The sequence below is a fragment of the Pseudomonas sp. LG1E9 genome, from assembly GCF_003290225.1.
GTDB classification, from domain to species: Bacteria; Pseudomonadota; Gammaproteobacteria; order Pseudomonadales; family Pseudomonadaceae; genus Aquipseudomonas; species Aquipseudomonas cyclaminis.
Map to the genome: position 1 here is coordinate 3,360,774 of NZ_CP029983.1, position 17,669 is coordinate 3,378,442.

At 60.5% G+C, this 17,669-nt stretch carries 18 protein-coding genes; 9 read left to right on the forward strand and 9 right to left on the reverse strand.

Annotated features, from left to right (window positions below; all coding sequences use genetic code 11):
• Window positions 1-204: 204 nt before the first annotated feature.
• On the reverse strand, window positions 205-1,611 hold the full coding sequence (locus DNK50_RS15550) for a lytic transglycosylase domain-containing protein (RefSeq protein ID WP_099582779.1): 1,407 nt from the start codon (window positions 1,609-1,611) through the stop codon (window positions 205-207).
• A gap of 98 nt (window positions 1,612-1,709) precedes the next feature.
• A complete protein-coding gene (gene gloB, locus DNK50_RS15555; RefSeq protein ID WP_112194973.1) occupies window positions 1,710-2,477 on the reverse strand; it encodes a hydroxyacylglutathione hydrolase in 768 nt (255 codons plus the stop codon).
• A 65-nt stretch (window positions 2,478-2,542) separates the two neighbouring features.
• On the opposite strand from gloB, the gene DNK50_RS15560 reads away from it, so the two are divergent.
• The 5 genes from DNK50_RS15560 (at window position 2,543) to DNK50_RS15580 (ending at window position 7,567) form a co-directional block, all read left to right on the forward strand.
• Window positions 2,543-3,301, forward strand: coding sequence for a class I SAM-dependent methyltransferase (locus tag DNK50_RS15560; protein ID WP_099582781.1), 759 nt, complete (start codon window positions 2,543-2,545; stop codon window positions 3,299-3,301).
• 31 nt (window positions 3,302-3,332) lie between these two features.
• The gene (gene rnhA, locus DNK50_RS15565; RefSeq protein WP_017528573.1) at window positions 3,333-3,785 is read left to right on the forward strand and encodes a ribonuclease HI; all 453 of its coding nucleotides are present in this window, start codon (window positions 3,333-3,335) and stop codon (window positions 3,783-3,785) included.
• A 70-nt stretch (window positions 3,786-3,855) separates the two neighbouring features.
• Window positions 3,856-4,596: a DNA polymerase III subunit epsilon gene (dnaQ, locus tag DNK50_RS15570; protein ID WP_177411613.1), complete on the forward strand. Its 741-nt coding sequence runs from the start codon at window positions 3,856-3,858 to the stop codon at window positions 4,594-4,596.
• Window positions 4,597-4,721: 125 nt separating this feature from the next.
• Window positions 4,722-6,977, forward strand: a complete 2,256-nt coding sequence (locus DNK50_RS15575; RefSeq protein ID WP_112194974.1) for an Orn/Lys/Arg decarboxylase N-terminal domain-containing protein — start codon at window positions 4,722-4,724, stop codon at window positions 6,975-6,977.
• An 8-nt stretch (window positions 6,978-6,985) separates the two neighbouring features.
• The gene (locus DNK50_RS15580) at window positions 6,986-7,567 is read left to right on the forward strand and encodes a GNAT family N-acetyltransferase (protein ID WP_099582784.1); all 582 of its coding nucleotides are present in this window, start codon (window positions 6,986-6,988) and stop codon (window positions 7,565-7,567) included.
• Here the strand turns inward: DNK50_RS15580 and DNK50_RS15585 are convergent.
• The gene (locus DNK50_RS15585; protein ID WP_112194975.1) at window positions 7,564-8,457 is read right to left on the reverse strand and encodes a LysR substrate-binding domain-containing protein; all 894 of its coding nucleotides are present in this window, start codon (window positions 8,455-8,457) and stop codon (window positions 7,564-7,566) included. The genes DNK50_RS15580 and DNK50_RS15585 overlap by 4 nt on opposite strands.
• 181 nt (window positions 8,458-8,638) lie before the next feature.
• On the opposite strand from DNK50_RS15585, the gene DNK50_RS15590 reads away from it, so the two are divergent.
• Window positions 8,639-8,974: a hypothetical protein gene (locus DNK50_RS15590; RefSeq protein WP_099582786.1), complete on the forward strand. Its 336-nt coding sequence runs from the start codon at window positions 8,639-8,641 to the stop codon at window positions 8,972-8,974.
• Between the two features lie 61 nt (window positions 8,975-9,035).
• On the opposite strand, the gene DNK50_RS15595 is transcribed toward DNK50_RS15590, so the two are convergent.
• Entirely contained in the window at window positions 9,036-9,272 is a 237-nt protein-coding gene (locus DNK50_RS15595; RefSeq protein ID WP_099582787.1) for a hypothetical protein, read from the reverse strand.
• A 228-nt stretch (window positions 9,273-9,500) separates the two neighbouring features.
• Here DNK50_RS15595 and DNK50_RS15600 point away from each other — a divergent pair, with 228 nt between their 5' ends.
• Window positions 9,501-10,058, forward strand: coding sequence for an NADPH-dependent FMN reductase (locus DNK50_RS15600; protein ID WP_112194976.1), 558 nt, complete (start codon window positions 9,501-9,503; stop codon window positions 10,056-10,058).
• 169 nt (window positions 10,059-10,227) lie between these two features.
• Here DNK50_RS15600 and poxB read toward each other — a convergent pair whose 3' ends face one another.
• Both poxB and DNK50_RS15610 read right to left on the reverse strand, forming a co-directional pair.
• Window positions 10,228-11,952, reverse strand: a complete 1,725-nt coding sequence (gene poxB / locus DNK50_RS15605) for a ubiquinone-dependent pyruvate dehydrogenase (RefSeq protein WP_112194977.1) — start codon at window positions 11,950-11,952, stop codon at window positions 10,228-10,230.
• A 77-nt stretch (window positions 11,953-12,029) separates the two neighbouring features.
• Window positions 12,030-13,262 (reverse strand): NADH:flavin oxidoreductase/NADH oxidase family protein, encoded by a 1,233-nt coding sequence (locus DNK50_RS15610; RefSeq protein ID WP_112194979.1) that lies wholly within the window; start codon window positions 13,260-13,262, stop codon window positions 12,030-12,032.
• A gap of 71 nt (window positions 13,263-13,333) precedes the next feature.
• On the opposite strand from DNK50_RS15610, the gene DNK50_RS15615 reads away from it, so the two are divergent.
• Window positions 13,334-13,738: a MerR family transcriptional regulator gene (locus DNK50_RS15615; RefSeq protein ID WP_099582791.1), complete on the forward strand. Its 405-nt coding sequence runs from the start codon at window positions 13,334-13,336 to the stop codon at window positions 13,736-13,738.
• A 40-nt stretch (window positions 13,739-13,778) separates the two neighbouring features.
• Here DNK50_RS15615 and DNK50_RS15620 read toward each other — a convergent pair whose 3' ends face one another.
• Window positions 13,779-14,273 carry a DUF934 domain-containing protein gene (locus DNK50_RS15620; RefSeq protein ID WP_003235539.1) on the reverse strand — a complete coding sequence of 165 codons (495 nt, stop codon included), beginning with the start codon at window positions 14,271-14,273 and terminating at the stop codon, window positions 13,779-13,781.
• Complete coding sequence (locus DNK50_RS15625) at window positions 14,257-15,915, reverse strand: nitrite/sulfite reductase (protein ID WP_112194981.1); 1,659 nt, start codon at window positions 15,913-15,915, stop codon at window positions 14,257-14,259. Before DNK50_RS15625 ends, DNK50_RS15620 begins: the two co-directional genes overlap by 17 nt.
• 422 nt (window positions 15,916-16,337) lie before the next feature.
• On the opposite strand from DNK50_RS15625, the gene DNK50_RS15630 reads away from it, so the two are divergent.
• Window positions 16,338-17,405: an ABC transporter substrate-binding protein gene (locus DNK50_RS15630; protein WP_112194983.1), complete on the forward strand. Its 1,068-nt coding sequence runs from the start codon at window positions 16,338-16,340 to the stop codon at window positions 17,403-17,405.
• Here the strand turns inward: DNK50_RS15630 and DNK50_RS15635 are convergent.
• Window positions 17,402-17,617 (reverse strand): DUF2970 domain-containing protein, encoded by a 216-nt coding sequence (locus tag DNK50_RS15635; protein WP_099582794.1) that lies wholly within the window; start codon window positions 17,615-17,617, stop codon window positions 17,402-17,404. The genes DNK50_RS15630 and DNK50_RS15635 overlap by 4 nt on opposite strands.
• Between the last annotated feature and the right edge of the window lie 52 nt (window positions 17,618-17,669).

Here is a 17,669-nt window from a genome sequence, read left to right on the forward strand (position 1 = left end):
TCCGATCCAGGCGGCTTGGGCTTTATGGTCGGTACAGTAACAGCTTGTTCCGGTTGGAAAAAGCCAGTCCCAGACACTGGAGAACCAATGTGGGAGGGGGCTTGCCCCCGATAGCAGGCTGTCAGCTACCAGATTCACTGGTTGACACACCGCTATCGGGGGTAAGCCCCCTCCCACGATTAGATCCGTAGTGTTCCCGAGTTATCAGCGCGGCCCGGAAACTACCAGCATCTGCCCAGGCTTCAATGCCTGGCCAGTACGCGGGTTCCAACGCTTGAGATGTTGCATCTCGACGTTGAATCGCTTGGCGACGATGTACAGCGAGTCGCCTTTCTTGACCTTGTACTGCACCGGCTTCTTGCTGCTGGCCACCGCGCGGCGGGTGTCCTGCATCACCAATGTCTGACCGACCTTCAGTGCCTGGCCATTAAGCTGGTTCCAGCGCTGCAGGTCGTGCACATCGACCTTGTTGGCCTTGGCGATCAGCGTGAGGTTGTCGCCGCTGCGCACCTTGTAGCTGCGGCTGCGGCCGGCCACCCGTGCGGTCTCGACTTCGTCGAACACCTGTTTTTTCGGGCGCATCGCCAGCAATTCTTCCGGCTTCATCGTCGAAAGGGTGCTGGTCAGCAACTGCGCCTTGGAGCTCGGTACCAACAGATGTTGCGGGCCGTCCAGGGTGGTGCGTTGTTTCAGGGCCGGGTTGAGTTGGAACAGCTCGTCTTCGTCGATTTCAGCCAGCGCGGCGACCCGTGACAGGTCCATGCTTTGCTTGACTTCAACCACTTCGAAGTACGGCGTGTTGGCAATCGGGTTCAGGTTGACGCCGTAGGCCTCGGGGGCCAGCACCACTTGGGAGAGCGCCAGGAACTTGGGCACGTAGTCCTTGGTTTCCTGGGGCAGGGGCAGGTTCCAGTAGTCGGTCGGCAGGCCGAGCTTTTCGTTGCGCTCGATGGCGCGGCTCACGGTGCCTTCGCCGGCATTGTAGGCGGCCAGCGCCAACAGCCAGTCGCCGTTGAACATGTCATGCAGGCGTGTCAGGTAGTCGAGGGCGGCGGTGGTGGAGGCGGTGATGTCGCGTCGGCCGTCGTAGGCGCGGGTCTGGCGCAGGTTGAAGTAGCGCCCGGTGGAGGGGATGAACTGCCACAGGCCCACCGCATCGCTGCGTGAATAGGCCATCGGGTTGTAGGCACTTTCGATCACCGGCAGTAGCGCCAGCTCCAGGGGCATGTTGCGTTCTTCAAGGCGTTCGACGATGTAATGAATGTAGAGACTGCCGCGTTCGCCGGCGTTCTCCAGGAAGGACGGGTTGCTCGCGAACCACAGGCGCTGTTGCTCGATGCGCGGGTTGACGCCAACGTTGTCCTGCAATTGAAAGCCCCGGCGCATGCGTTCCCAGACGTCCTGGGGTACTTCGGGGCTGGGCTTCTCTGTGAGCCAGATAGGTTTTTGCTTGATCTTGGCAGCAAGATTGGGTTTGGGTTGCACGGTGGTTTGTGCAGCGTAATTTGTCGATTGGCAGCCCGCCAGAGTTGCGGAGACAGCCACCGCCACAGCTTGAGCCAGGCGGGTCAATGCGTCTGAATGGTTGGATTTACGAATAGATGACGACATTGGCTGGAAGTAAGTTCCGGGCAAAAATGTCGGGCGATTCTAGAAAGCGCTTTGGTTCCGGTCAACCATTCAGAAATTACGTATCAGATTGCATCGTCTTAGAACTTATCTTTCCACGCCCTCAAGCTAGCAAAAACCTCGGCCCCAGAGCGGTTGTCGCGGCCGTTCCGTTCGTCCGCTTTTTGTTTAACGGATGTTTCAGAGGTGCGCAAAAAAGGGTTGGTGCGTTTTTCCAGGGCCAGGTTGGAGGGCAGTGTTATCTCGCCACGGGCCCGCAGTTGGCGGACGCTTTCCACCCGTTCGGCGATATCGGCGTTGTCTGGTTCCACCGCTTGGGCAAACTTGAGGTTACTTTGTGTGTATTCGTGGGTGCAGTACACCAAGGTGTCGGCGGGCAGGACAGCCAAACGCTCCAGCGAAGTGTGCATCTGTTCAGGCGTGCCCTCGAACAGGCGCCCGCAACCGGCGGCGAACAGGGTGTCGCCACACAACAGCACGCCCGGGTGATAAAAGGCGATATGGCCTAGGGTGTGGCCGGGCACGGCATAAATGTCGAAGTCCCAGCCGAGCACCGTGATGCGGTCGTTATCATTTAACGCCACGTCCCGCGCCGGGATCTGTTCGTTGGCCGGGCCGTAGACCTTGGCGTTGGTCACGCGCTTGAGTTGTTCGACGCCACCCACGTGGTCATGGTGATGGTGGGTGATCAGGATATCGCTCAAGGTCCACTCGGGATTTTGCGTGAGCCAGGCCAGTACCGGCGCGGCATCGCCGGGGTCGACCACCGCGCAGCGCTTTTTAGGCGGGTCCTGTAACAACCAGATGTAGTTATCGGTGAAGGCGGGCAGGGCACTGATCTGTATCATTCTTCGATTCGCCAAGCTGAACACATTGGTGCATCTTAGAACGTCTAGGCGAGTTGGAGAATGCAATGACTGATAAAGCGTTCGCCCAGGCCGATCCTGAGTGGCTAGCCCTGATCGGCGCGGCCCGTGAATGGCTGTCCGGGCCCATCGGGCAATTTCTGCTGGATGAAGAACGGCGCATGCTCGAAGACGAGCTGGGCCGCTTCTTTGGTGGCTATCTGGTGCATTACGGTCCCTCCGCACAGACGCCGCCGTCTGCGCCGCAGGTGCAACGCAATGTGCGCCTGGGCGCACCGTTGCCGGGCGTCGAGATCGTTTGCGAGGAACAGGCCTGGCCGTTGAGCGAGCACGCCGCCGATGTGGTGGTGTTGCAGCATGGCCTGGATTTCTGCCTGTCGCCCCACGGTTTGCTGCGCGAGGCGGCGAGCAGCGTGCGCCCTGGTGGCCATTTGCTGATTGTCGGCATCAACCCTTGGAGCAGTTGGGGGCTGCGCCATGTGTTCGCCCATGATGGCCTGCGCCAGGCGCGCTGCATCGCGCCGTCGCGGGTGGCGGACTGGCTGAACCTGCTGGGCTTCGCGCTGGAGAAACGCCGCTTCGGGTGCTATCGTCCTCCGCTTGCCTCGACCAAGTGGCAGGCGCGCCTCAGCGGCTGGGAACGCCGGGCGGGTATCTGGCAGCTCTCGGGCGGCGGCTTCTATCTATTAGTGGCGCGCAAGATTGTGGTCGGGCTACGGCCGGTGCGCCAGGTAGCGCGCCAGCCCATCGGCAAACTGGTGCCGATGCCGATGGCCAAGGTCAACCGCAAGCAAAGTGAAACGTAAAACCCCTTTTTGATTTAAGACCGAGTAACTGATGACTGACAGCGTAGAACTCTTCACCGATGGCGCCTGCAAGGGCAACCCAGGCCCTGGCGGCTGGGGCGCCTTGCTGGTGTGCAAGGGCGTCGAGAAGGAACTGTGGGGCGGCGAAGCCAATACCACCAACAACCGCATGGAACTGATGGGCGCGATTCGCGGCCTGGAAGAACTCAAGCGTCGCTGCAGCGTGCTGCTGGTCACCGACTCGCAGTACGTTATGAAGGGCATCAACGAATGGATGGTCAATTGGAAGAAGCGCGGCTGGAAGACCGCCGCCAAGGAACCGGTAAAAAATGCCGACCTGTGGCAATTGCTCGACGAGCAATGCAATCGCCATGACATCACTTGGAAGTGGGTTCGCGGGCACATCGGCCACCCCGGCAACGAGCGTGCAGACCAGCTCGCCAACCGCGGTGTAGACGAGGTGCGAGGCTACAAGCAGAGCTGACGTGCTAACATCGCGCCCTTTGACGCACACCACAGTGCACACCACCGTTGAGAGCTGAACCCTGATGGCCATCCGATCTGTTGTACTCGATACCGAAACCACCGGCATGCCGGTGACTGACGGCCACCGGATCATTGAAATCGGCTGTGTCGAACTCATGGGGCGGCGTCTCACCGGGCGTCACTTCCACGTCTACCTGCAACCGGACCGCGACAGTGACGAAGGCGCCATCGGCGTCCACGGTATCACCGACGAGTTCCTCAAGGGCAAGCCACGCTTCGCTGAAGTGGCCGATGAGTTCTTCGAATTCATCAAGGGCGCCCAGCTGATCATCCATAACGCGGCGTTCGACGTCGGTTTCATCAATAACGAATTTGCCCTGATGGGGCAGACTGATCGTGCAGACATTTCCCAGCACTGCTCGATCCTCGATACCTTGATGATGGCCCGTGAACGTCACCCCGGCCAGCGCAACAGCCTCGATGCGTTGTGCAAGCGGTATGGTGTCGACAACTCCGGCCGCGAACTCCACGGCGCTCTGCTCGACTCCGAGATTCTCGCCGACGTCTACCTGACCATGACCGGCGGGCAGACCAGCCTTTCGTTGGCAGGTAATGCGTCCGATGGCAGTGGCTCGGCAGAAGGCTCGGGCAACCGTCCTTCGGAAATCCGCCGCCTGCCGGCAGATCGCAAGCCGACCACGATTCTTCGCGCCAGCGAACAGGACATGGTCGAGCATGCACAACGCCTGGAAGCAATTGCCAAGTCGGCCGGTGCTCCTGCGTTGTGGACTCAGCTGACACAACAATAGCCATCAAGATGTCGGAGGGGGCTTGCCCCCCTACAGTTGATCTCCATAGCTTTCAAAATCTTCATTCGCGTCATCGCAGCCTAGCTTCTACCCTGAGTGCATAGCCCTCAGGACTCTACGCCCTCATGTACAAAGACCTGAAGTTCCCTGTTCTTATCGTGCACCGCGACATCAAGGCCGACACCGTTGCTGGCGACCGGGTCCGCGGCATTGCCCGGGAGCTGGAACAGGAGGGCTTCAGTGTTTTTTCCGCCGTGGACTACGCCGAAGGTCGGCTGGTGGCGTCTACCCATCACGGCCTGGCCTGCATGTTGATCGCCGCCGAGGGCGCTGGCGAAAATACCCACCTGCTGCAAAACATGGTCGAGCTGATTCGCCTGGCGCGGGTGCGGGCACCCAACCTGCCGATCTTTGCCCTGGGCGAGCAAGTCACTCTGGAAAACGCCCCGGCCGATGCCATGAGCGAACTCAACCAGCTGCGCGGCATCCTTTATCTGTTCGAAGACACCGTGCCATTCCTGGCCCGGCAAGTGGCCCGCGCCGCACGCACCTATCTAGATGGCCTGCTGCCGCCATTCTTCAAGGCCTTGGTACAACACACCGCCGACTCCAATTATTCCTGGCACACCCCCGGTCATGGCGGAGGCGTGGCGTATCGCAAAAGCCCAGTGGGGCAGGCGTTTCATCAGTTCTTCGGGGAAAATACCCTGCGTTCGGATTTGTCGGTTTCAGTGCCCGAACTGGGCTCGCTGCTGGACCACACCGGCCCGCTGGCCGAAGCCGAGGCTCGTGCTGCGCGCAACTTCGGCGCCGACCACACCTTCTTTGTGATCAATGGCACATCCACCGCCAACAAGATCGTCTGGCATTCCATGGTCGGCCGCGATGACCTGGTGCTGGTGGACCGCAACTGCCACAAATCCGTCCTGCACTCGATCATCATGACCGGCGCGATCCCGCTGTACCTGTGCCCGGAACGCAATGAACTGGGGATCATCGGCCCTATTCCCCTGAGCGAATTCAGCCCCGAGTCGATCCGCGCCAAGATCCACGCCAGCCCCCTGACCCGTGGGCGGCCCGCGAAAGTGAAGATGGCCGTGGTCACCAACTCCACCTATGACGGCCTGTGCTACAACGCCGAGCTGATCAAGCAGCAACTGGGCAACAGCGTCGAGGTGCTGCACTTTGACGAAGCCTGGTATGCCTACGCAGCGTTCCATGAGTTTTTCGCCGGGCGCTATGGCATGGGCACCTCGCGTACCCCGGACAGCCCGCTGGTGTTCACCACCCATTCCACCCACAAACTGCTGGCGGCCTTCAGCCAGGCCTCGATGATCCATGTCCAGGATGGCGGTGCGCGGCAGCTGGACCGCGACCGTTTCAACGAAGCGTTCATGATGCACATCTCCACATCGCCGCAATACAGCATCATCGCCTCGCTGGACGTAGCGTCGGCGATGATGGAAGGTCCGGCCGGGCGTTCGTTGCTCCAGGAAATGTTCGATGAGGCCCTGAGTTTTCGCCGCGCCCTGGCTAATCTGCGCCAGCATATCGCCGCCGAGGACTGGTGGTTCTCCATCTGGCAACCGCCGTCGGTGGCCGGCATCGACCGCGTCGCCACGGCGGATTGGCTGTTGCAGCCGCAGGATGAGTGGCATGGCTTTGGTGATGTGGCCGAAGACTATGTGTTGCTGGACCCGATCAAAGTCACGCTGGTGATGCCCGGCCTCAATGCAGGCGGTGCCTTGAGCGATTGCGGGATTCCCGCGGCGGTGGTCAGCAAATTCCTCTGGGAGCGCGGGCTGGTGGTAGAAAAGACCGGGCTGTATTCCTTTCTGGTGCTGTTTTCCATGGGCATCACCAAAGGCAAATGGAGCACGTTGCTCACCGAGTTGCTGGAGTTCAAGCGCAGTTATGACGCGAATACCAGCCTGGCCAGTTGTTTGCCGTCAGTATTTGCCCAGGGCCCGGCGCGTTATCAGGGCCTGGGTTTGCGCGACCTGTGCGACCAACTGCACAGTTGCTACCGCAGCAACGCCACCGCCAAACACCTCAAGCGCATGTACACCGTATTACCGGACGTCGCGATGAAACCGGCGGACGCCTACGACCAATTGGTAAGAGGAGAAGTGGAGGCCGTGTCGATTGATGCCTTGCCAGGACGCGTCGCAGCCGTGATGCTGGTGCCGTATCCGCCGGGCATTCCGTTGATCATGCCTGGCGAGCGCTTTACCGAGTCAACCCGCTCGATCATCGACTACCTGGCATTTGCCCGGACGTTCGATAGCAGTTTCCCCGGTTTTGTTGCCGATGTTCACGGGTTACAACACGAAGATGACGGCAGTGGTCGTTGTTACACCGTAGATTGCATCAAGGGTTAAGGATGTTTATGCAAGCCGTAATGAACCCGAAGTATCCAGGGCTCAGTGTGCGAGTCGCCGACGAAGGCTTCGATGCCTACGTGTGGGGCAATGACTTCAGTTTCGAGGTCAGCGCCTATAGCGTGCCGGAGATGGGCAAGCGCGTCGATCAGTGGCCGCTGGAGCGCATCCTGCCGTACCGCAAATGTTATGGGATTGATCCTGAGGAGTTCGCCAGTTTCCGCGATGCGCCAGACAGCGCGATTTTCATGGCCTACCTGGACGATCGAGCGGTGGGGCATATCGTGGTCAGTACCAACTGGAATGGTTTTGCCCATGTGGATGAACTGGCGGTGGTCCTGCCGGCACGGCGGCACGGCGTGGCCAAGGCGTTGCTGGATGTGGCGCAGTTCTGGAGCCGCAAGAAAAACCTGCCGGGCATGATGCTCGAAACCCAAAACAACAACCTCGGCGCGTGCCGTCTTTATGAGCGCTGCGGTTATGTGATGGGGGGGATCGACCACCTGCGTTATCGCGGCATCGACCCGCAAACGCGCGAAGTGGCGATTTTCTGGTATCGGTTGTTCAAGTCCGAAGTCGACAAGACTTAACCCAACAGCAGGCTTTCAGCCTTCTGCGTGACAATCTCCAGCAATGCATTCAAGGCTGCAGAAGCCATCCCATCCTTGAGGGTCAGCGCGTACAGATGGATCGTGATCGGCGGCGACACCGGGCATGCATCCAGCCCGGCCTCCCGTGCGCCGAACGCGGTGAACGGGTCGACAATCGCCAGGCCTTCTCCCGCTTCCACCATGCTGCGCATCATCTGGTAGGTCTGCACGCGGGTTTGCACCACCGGCAGTGGCCGAAGGGCTTGCAGCTTGGCGTCCAGCAGTCGGCTGAGTGGGTCTTGCCCCTCCAGCCCGATCATCGACTGCCCGGCCAGGTCCTGCAGCGCAATGTACTTTTGCTTGGGCTTGAGCCAACCGTGGGGTGCGAGTAGCTGCAGTTTGCCCTGGGCGAGCACGGTGCTGAGGATTTGCGGGTGTTCCGGGTCATGCAGGCTCAGGCCGACGTCGGCCTCGTGCAGCAACAGGCTCCTGACGATTTCTCGTGTGGGCTGGCTCGACAGGTTGCAGGGGGTGTCCTGGAACCGTCGGCGCAGCACCGCGATGCTGTGCGGCAACAGTTGATTGGCCAGGGGCGGGGTGCAGAGCGCTCGCAGGGGTGGGGCGTGATGGTGTTTCAGGCGGCTGGCCAGCCGTTGCACCGGCTCCAACGCTTCGTACACATGGGCGATTTCTGCCTGCAACGCCAGGGTTTCCCGCGTTGCCTGCAAGCGCCCGCGTACGCTGGCGAACAGCATAAAACCCAGTTGCTGCTCGGCTTCCTTGAGCGACGCCTCCACATCGCCCACGGGGAGCTGCAACCATTCGGCGGCCGTGCCAAGGTGTCCGGTCTGCAAGATGGCCTGAATCACTTCGAGATGACGTAAACGCATGGCCGGAGTCTATGTGCAGTGCAGTGGGGTTTCAATGGTACAAGTGGTCGTGCGTAAAAAAGACGGTGCAGGTCGCCTGTGCCACTGGCGTTCAATCACGACCTCACTAGAATGGCTTGTCTGATCATCAACGACCAAAGCCGGATACCGGCACTTACAACAAAAACAGGTCTGGTCTCAAATGCCTATTCCCTCGACGTTCTTCGGGGTAACGGCCAAGCAACTCCTGGTCCTGGTGACCGTAGGGTGCGCGGCGGCTTATCTCTTCAGCAATCACGACGACACACCGCAGAGCCTCGCGCTCGAAGCGTTTATCCGTGCCCAGGAACAGGTGGGCGAGCAGGTGGGGGCGGTGTTGGGGGTTACTCTGGTCAGGCAGGTGGAGGCATATCCCGCCTACAACACGTCAGGCTACACGCGCACCGTGTACGCCGTTGAAGGGGAGCGGGGGCACTTGCTGGTGACGCTCAAGCAGAGCGAGCAGGGTCTTGAAGTCACGGAGATCCGCAGCCCTTGATCACCCCGGCCCAGTCGATGCCATCAATGGCCAGGACTGAGCAGGTCATCAAGGCGAGATCTTATGACGCTAGGGTGGTTTGCGATTCGCGGACAATAATGATGCCCGACTGGATCAGTTTGAACTCATCGCCTTCCAGTTTTTCTACACGGTCGCCAATGGCCAGCTTGTAGGTCGTGGTGGGCGTCGAGCCAGCCAAGTCGGCTTGCGCCGGGTTGGATTCCTGGAACTCATGCACGGAATACACGCGGCCTTCCGCGTCTCTGGCATGGAACTGTCCGACAAGTACTGCTGCCATCTGTTTAGAACCTCTGGAGATAAACACTCGATTTACGGTTCTGTAGACCGCCATAAAGAGAGGTAGTTTGCCTACACAAAAAAAATACTATTCATTGAGATTTTCAGACACTTCCTACGAAGCAGCGTGCGACGCAAACGCTTGGAGGAATCTCAAAACCTTCTGGTGAACCCGTCGTGAAGTCTCTATAACTACAAGCTCCATTAGTCAGACATCGGGAAAACCTCCATGAGCAAGGTCTACACGATTGCCGTCCTGGTTGGCAGCTTGAGAAAACAGTCGATCAACCGCAAGGTCGCGTTGGCATTGGCCGAACTGGCTCCGGCCAATCTGAAGTTGAGCATTGTCGAAATCGGCGATCTGCCGCTCTACAACGAAGACATCGACACTGATTCACCGCCGGCAGCCTACAGTACTTTCCGCAAACAGGTGAGTTCATCCGACGCGGTGCTGTTCGTGACACCGGAATACAACCGCTCGGTGCCGGCCCCATTGAAGAATGCGATTGACGTGGGTTCCCGCCCTTATGGACAAAGCGCCTGGAGCGGCAAACCGGGAGCGATCATCAGCGTGTCGCCGGGCGCCATTGGCGGCTTTGGCGCCAACCACCATCTGCGCCAGTCCCTGGTGTTCCTGGATGTGTGGTGCATGCAGCAGCCGGAAGCCTACCTGGGTGGGGCGGGCAGTGTGTTTGATGAGTCGGGCAAGGTGTCAGAAAAGACCAAGCCGTTTTTGCAGGCCTTCATTGATGCCTACGCACAATGGGTAGAAAAACAGACCGCATAGGTATCTACGCAAGTTCTACAGGATAATGCGAAGCGGCTGCCAAGTATCCCCGTCACCCGTAGCAGCTGCCGAGCGCAAGCGAGGCTGCGTTGGGCGCCCCGCAGATCGCGGGGTGTCAATACGTCCGCCACGCAGCCTCGCCAGGCAAGCCCCTCTTCACCTGTTCAGATCAGCGCAGCCAGTTGGTCCGCGCTAATTCGATCACCTCATCGCCACGCCCACTCATCACCGCCTTGAGCATATACAGGCTGAACCCCTTGGCCTGTTCCAGCTTGATGCTCGGCGGCATCACCAGTTCCTGAGTGGCGGTTACCACATCCACCAGCACCGGGCCATCGTGGGCCAGGGCGCGGCGCAGGGCGGGTTCCAGATCTGCGGATTGCTCCACGCGAATGCCGAGGATTCCCATGGCGTTGGACATCGCCGCGAAATCCGGATTCTTCAGCTCGGTGCCCGTGTCCAGATAACCCGCGGCCTTCATCTCCATGGCGACAAATCCCAGTGACGAGTTATCAAATACGATGACTTTGACCGGCAACTTCAGCTGCGCCAGCGAGATGAAATCCCCCATCAGCATGGCGAAACCGCCGTCGCCGGACATGGAAATCACTTGCCGACCCGCAAATGCGGCCTGCGCGCCAATCGCCTGGGGCATCGCGTTGGCCATGGAACCATGGTTGAGCGAGCCGATCAGGCGGCGCTTGCCGTTCATCTTCAGGTAGCGCGCCGCCCAGACCGTGGGCGAGCCGACATCGGCGGTAAAGATCGCGTCATCGTCGGCCAACTCACTGAGCAGTCGCGCAACGTATTGCGGGTGGATCGGTCGATTGGCCTTGGACGGTTGCGCAAGGTCGTCCAGCCCCTGACGGGCTTTTACGTAATGCTTCAACGAGGTTTCAAGGAAGCTGCGATCCGTCTTGCGGGTCAAGCGCGGCAGCAGGGCATCGATGGTTTCGCTGACATCCGCGGCGATACCCAGGTCCAAGGTGGCGCGACGGCCCAGTGCCTGCGGATTGCGGTCGACCTGGATGATTTTTGCGTCGGTGGGGTAGAACTGGCGATACGGGAAGTCGGTGCCGAGCATGATCAGCGTGTCGCAGTCGAGCATGGCGTGGTAACCGGAGCTGAAACCGATCAGGCCGGTCATGCCCACATCAAAGGGGTTATCCCATTCCACATGTTCCTTGCCGCGCAAGGCGTGTACCACCGGCGCGCCCAGCATGTCCGCCAGGGCCACCACTTGCGCATGGGCGCCGGCACAGCCGCTGCCACACAGCAGCGTGACCTTTTCACTGCGCGAGAGGATCTCGCTCAATTGCAGCAGATCGGCCTCTGCCGGCAAGGTGCGTGGCGCGTGCAGGGCCGGCCACGGCTTGAGGGTGTCTTCGACTTCCAGCAGCGACACATCCCCCGGAATCACCACCACCGCCACGCCGCGATTGAGGATCGCCGAGCGCATGGCGCGGTGCAGCACCTGGGGCATCTGCGCGGGGTTGGTGACCAGCTCTATAAAGTGGCTGCACTCCTTGAACAGTTCCTGGGGATGGGTCTCCTGGAAGTAGTTCAGGCCGATTTCCGAGGATGGAATCTGTGCGGCAATCGCCAGCACCGGCACATGGTTGCGATGGCAGTCGAACAGACCATTGATCAAGTGCAGATTACCCGGCCCGCAACTGCCGGCGCACACCGTCAACTCGCCGGTGGCGGCGGCCTCTGCACCGGCGGCAAAGGCGGCGACTTCTTCGTGGCGCACGTGCATCCACTCGATACTGTCCATGGTGCGCAGCGCATCGGTGAGACCGTTGAGGCTGTCGCCGGTCAGGCCCCAGATGCGCTTGATGCCTGCCTGTTCAAGGGTGATCGCCAGTTGCTGGGCCAGGTTGATTTTCGCCATGAAGCACTCCAATCGTCAGTGAGGTTAAAAGCTGCTGATCAATAGGGGACAGTTCGATCACGACGAATGCTCCTTCTTTAATGTGAAGATTGCGTCATGGCGGCGCGGTATTGCCGTGTGCGGCGGGCGATAAACCATTGGTCACACGCCAGTGCCAACCAGGGCATCACCTTGGGGTTGGGCCGCCGACCACGGCTGAGGCGGCGCATCTGGTTGCGCACCACGGCGAGCGTGGCGAGCGAGGCCAGGGGCTTGCGCTTCCAGTCGATCGGCTTGAGTTGCGGGTTGAGGTCGCGACCTTCGCGCCAGTGTTTGATCAACTGCGGTTCCAGCGTCAGGGCGGTGGCGATACCGGCCATGGCGATGCCGCTGTCCAGCACTTGCTGCACGATAGGCAGGCGGCGAATGCCCCCGGTGACCATCACGGGCATGCTGGCGACGCTGGCCATTTGGGCGGCAAATTCAAGGAAGTACGCTTCACGGGCGAGCGTGCGACCGTCCCGTGCTTCGCCTTGCATGGCGGGCGCTTCATAGCTGCCGCCGGACAGTTCCAGCAGGTCGATGGGCAATGGGTTGAGCATTTCCACCACTGCCCGCGCATCGGTTTCGTCAAAGCCGCCGCGCTGGAAATCCGCCGAATTGAGTTTGACCGCCACGCAAAACGACGGGCTGACGCTGGCGCGCACGGCGTGAATCACTTCCAGCAGCAGGCGTGCACGGTTGTCCAGCGAGCCGCCCCAGCGGTCAGTGCGGTGGTTGCTCAAGGGCGAGAGAAACTGACTCAGCAAATAGCCGTGGGCGCCGTGGATCTGCACGCCGGTAAAGCCGGCTTTCTCGGCCAGGCGTGCGCTGGTGGCGAAGCGCTGGATCACGTCCTGGATTTCGTCTTCGCTCATGGCTTTGGGCTTGGCGAACATCTTGGAAAAACTGCCCAGGTCGAGGGCAATGGCGGACGGCGCCAACGCTTGCTGGCCGAGATTGGCCATGGTCTGGCGCCCTGGATGGCTGAGCTGCACCCAGAAGTGCACGCCCTTGTTGCGCGCCACATCGGCCCATTCGCGAAAGCTGTCCAGGTGTTGCTCGTTTTCCAGGGCCACGCCGCCGGGGCCGGTCATGGCGTGGCGGTCGATCATTACATTGCCGGTTAACAGCAGGCCGGGTTCGCCGTCTGCCCAGGCCTTGTACAACTGCTTCAATTCGCGGGACGGCGCCTGGTTGATATCGGCCATGTTTTCTTCCATCGCCGCCTTGGCGATGCGGTTGGCGATGACTTGGCCGTTGGGCAGTTGCAAGGCTTCAAAAGGTGACATGCGTTGACTCCTGAGTGGGGGAGGCCTCAGGCTAAGCTTAAAGTTAACTTTAATGTCAAGCAGGCGTTGTGATGAATATTGGTGAGCTGGCAAAACAGAGCGGCCTGGCGGCTTCGCGCATCCGCTTTTACGAGAGCGAAGGCTTGATCAGTCAGGTGGGACGCCAAGCCAATGGCTATCGGCGCTATTCAGAAGACGCGTTGCAAACCCTGCAGTTGATCCAGAGCGCGCAACAGGCCGGGTTTACCTTGCAGGAACTCAAGGCGTTGATGCCCGCGCCGGGGGAGCACAAGCGCGACGAACTCATCCTGGCCTTGGAGAGCAAGGTGGCGCAGATCGAAGTGATGCAGGCGCAACTGGTCCACAGCAAAGCCCAGTTGCTGGGAGTGATTGAGGCCGTACGTGCGCAGCCGGAAGGCGTCCCATGCTCCATGGGACAGAAACAGGTGCTGGCGTCGATCAAACTTCAGCCATGAAAAAGCCCTGGCATGCCAGGGCTTTTTCATGTCCGCAAACTTATCGGCGACGAAACAGCGGCAGCGGCTCATCCGTTGCAGCCTGGTACGTCACCGAGAAGTCCTTGAGGCTTTCCAGCGCTTCGTACGGGTCTTTGTCTGCGCGCAGGGCGAAGGCATCGAACCCGCAGCGGCGCAGGTAGAACAACTGGTCGCGCAGCACGTCGCCAATCGCCCGCAGCTCGCCCTTGTAACCGTAGCGGTCACGCAGCAGGCGGGCGTTGGAGTAGTTGCGACCGTCGGTGAAGGCCGGGAAATTCAGCGCGATGACCTGGAAGTGTTCCACGTCGGCGCCGATCTCTTCGGCTTCTTCATCGGCGTCCAGCCACACACCCAGGCCGCCGTCGCGGGCCTTGAGGGCGTGGCCGTGTTCGCGCCACAGCGCCAACGGCACGATCAGGTCGTCGCAGTTGGAGATGCCGTCGAAGCTCGCGTCCTTGGGCAGCAGGTGCCAGGTTTCGTCGAGGACTTCGTTGTTCTTAATGATTCGCTGCATAGACGCGCTCCTTGAACAGGTCAATGCCGATGCGCTGGTAGGTGTCGATGAAACGCTCATCTTCGGTGCGCTGTTCGATGTACACATCGATCAGTTTGCCGATCACCTCGGGCATGGCTTCCTGGGCGAAGGACGGGCCGAGGATCTTGCCCAGGCTCGCATCGCGGCTGGCGCTGCCACCCAGGGACACTTGGTAGAATTCTTCGCCTTTCTTGTCCACGCCCAGGATGCCGATGTGGCCGACGTGGTGGTGACCACAGGCGTTCATGCAACCGGAAATGTTCAGGTCCAGCTCGCCGATGTCGAACAGGTAGTCCAGGTCGTCGAAACGGCGCTGGATCGATTCGGCAATCGGGATCGACTTGGCGTTGGCCAGGGAGCAGAAGTCGCCACCCGGGCAGCAGATGATGTCGGTCAAAAGGCCGATGTTCGGCGTCGCGAAACCGCCTTCGCGCAGCTCGCCCCACAGGGTGAACAGTTGGCTCTGCTCAACGTCCGCAAGGATGATGTTCTGCTCGTGAGAGGTACGCAGTTGGCCGAAGCTGTAGCGGTCAGCCAGGTCGGCGACGGCGTCCAGCTGCTTGTCGGTGATGTCGCCCGGTGCAACACCGGTCGGTTTCAGCGACAGGGTCACCGCCACATAGCCCGGCTTTTTGTGCGCCAGGGTGTTGCGGCCACGCCAGCGGGCAAAGCCTGGATGCTGGCGTTCCAGCTCGGCGATTTCGGCGTCCTGGTTGGCCAGGGCCTTGTATTCGGGATCGACGAAATGCTTGGCAACGCGATGCGCTTCGGCTTCGGTCAGGGTGGTCTGGCCGCCGCGCAAGTGTTCCATCTCGGCGTCGACTTTCTGGGCGAACACCTCGGGGGTCAGCGCCTTGACCAGGATCTTGATCCGGGCCTTGTACTTGTTGTCACGACGGCCGTAGCGGTTGTAGACCCGCAGGATGGCGTCGAGGTAGCTCAACAGATCCTGCCACGGCAGGAACTCGTTGATGAATGCGCCCACCACCGGCGTACGGCCCAGGCCGCCACCGACCAGCACACGGAAGCCCAACTCGCCAGCGGCGTTGTACACCGGCTCCAGGCCGATGTCGTGGACTTCGATGGCTGCGCGGTCCGAGGTCGAGCCGTTGACGGCGATCTTGAACTTGCGCGGCAGGTAGGCGAATTCCGGGTGGAAGGTGGTCCATTGACGGATGATTTCACACCATGGGCGAGGGTCGATCAGTTCGTCGGCAGCAACGCCGGCGAATTGGTCGGTGGTCACGTTGCGCAGGCAGTTACCGCTGGTCTGAATGGCGTGCATCTGCACGGTGGCCAGTTCAGCCAGGATGTCCGGCACATCTTCCAGGGCCGGCCAGTTGAACTGCACGTTCTGGCGGGTACTGATGTGGGCATAGCCTTTGTCGAAGTCGCGGGCAATCCTGGCCATCATGCGCATCTGGCGCGAAGTCAGTTGGCCGTAGGGCACGGCCACCCGCAGCATCGGCGCAAAGCGCTGAACATAAAGGCCATTTTGCAGGCGCAGAGGGCGGAACTCTTCTTCGCTCAGTTCACCTGCTAAGTAGCGTCGGGTCTGATCACGGAACTGCTTGACGCGGTCCTCGATGATGCGCTGATCGTATTCGTCGTATACGTACATATAGGTCCTGTTCTCGGCAAATCTGCGCGCACGGCCGCGCACTCCCAACGGAGCCGGCGCACGATACCAGTTTGCGTTTATGCGCAAAAGTGATGTTTGGGTATATGGAAATAACCAAAATGACTAATGAGAACGGTTATCGGGATATCCACATTTGTCATGCGGGCAATCGTCGACTTTACTGTGAGCGAGTCTTAGTGCAATCACCTATAAAACCGACAAGAGGCGATGCGATGAGCAATCCGACAAAAGCCCGTAAACCCGACAGTACCGTGGATGCCTGGGCCATTCTGTTCTTGATCATTCTGGTGGTGGGAACCGCCGTTTTCTGGGTCAGCCACCAATAAAGGACGTTGATTGAGCCTCGATTGGTTTAGGCATTGCCACTATCATGGCGGCCTAATTTCGAGGCTCAAGCGTCCATGTTGAAGGTGTTGATTACGTGTGTCTGGTTGCTGGGATCGACGTACGGGGCGATGGCCCATGCCACGTCGGTGGTGTTTCTCAATCCGGGCATGTCGACCGAAACCTTCTGGGTCAGCTACACGCAATTCATGCAGGCCGCCGCCAAGGACCTCGGCCTGGATTTGCGTGTGCGTTATGGCGAGCGCGATGTCGCCAACACGCTGCTCCAGGCGCGTGAGGTGCTGCAAGGCAGCCAGCGTCCGGATTACCTGGTGCTGGTCAATGAGCAGTACGTCGCCCCGCAGATCCTGCGCATGGCCGAGGGCAGTGGCGTCAAGCTGCTGATGGTGAACAGCGCACTGACCGTCGATCAAGAGCAACTGTTGGGCACCCGCAGTGGTATCCGTTTGATCGGCAGCCTGGTCGCTGACGATGAAGAGGCGGGCTACCTGATGCTGCGTGACCTGTTGCGCCAGCACGGGCCGGTTGCGCCGGGCCAATCCCTCGACCTGTTGGCCTTTTCCGGCGCCAAGACCACCCCGGGAGCGCAGTTGCGCGAGCGGGGCCTGCGTCGAGCACTGGCCGAGCATCCCGAGGCGCGCCTGCGCCAGTTGGTCTACGGCGAGTGGAACCGCGAGCGCGCCTTCGAGCAAGCGACGCAACTGTTCAAGCGCTACCCGCAGACGGCACTGGTGTGGTCGGCCAACGATCAGATGGCCCTGGGCGCCATGCAGGCGTTGCAGGCCAGTGGGCGGTTACCGGGTAAGGACGTGCTGTTCAGCGCGGTCAACAGTTCACCCGAGATCCTGCAGGCGCGCCTGGACGGTCGCTTGTCGAGCCTGGTCGCAGGGCATTTCACCGTAGGCGGGTGGGCCATGGTGCTGATCAATGATGATGCCAAGGGCGTGGATATCAGCGCCCACGGTGGGCGCGACCGCCAGTTGGCGTTGTTCCAATTGATCGACATTCCCCAGGCGCGGCGCTTGTTGGGGCACACGGCACCGGTGAATTTTCGTGCGCTGTCCGCCCAGGGCAAGCCAGCATCCTACCGTTACCCGTTCAGCCTGCAGTTGCTGCTGCGCTAGGCACCGGCCAGGTGCAGCACCAGCTTGACGATGCCAAACAAGGTCAGCGCAAACACGGCTGTGAACACAATCCCCAGGACCACGAAGTGGCTGGGTTTGCCGTGGGTGAAGTCGCGCGTGCGGTTCTTGCCGCTTTGCACGCCAATGGCCGCAGCCATGACGCTCTGCAGCATCTGCCATAAGGTCGGCGGTTTATTGTCCGGGGTGTCCATGAAGCCTCCGCAGGTCGGGTGGTATCGGCGCGGTGCCACCCACAGGATAGTT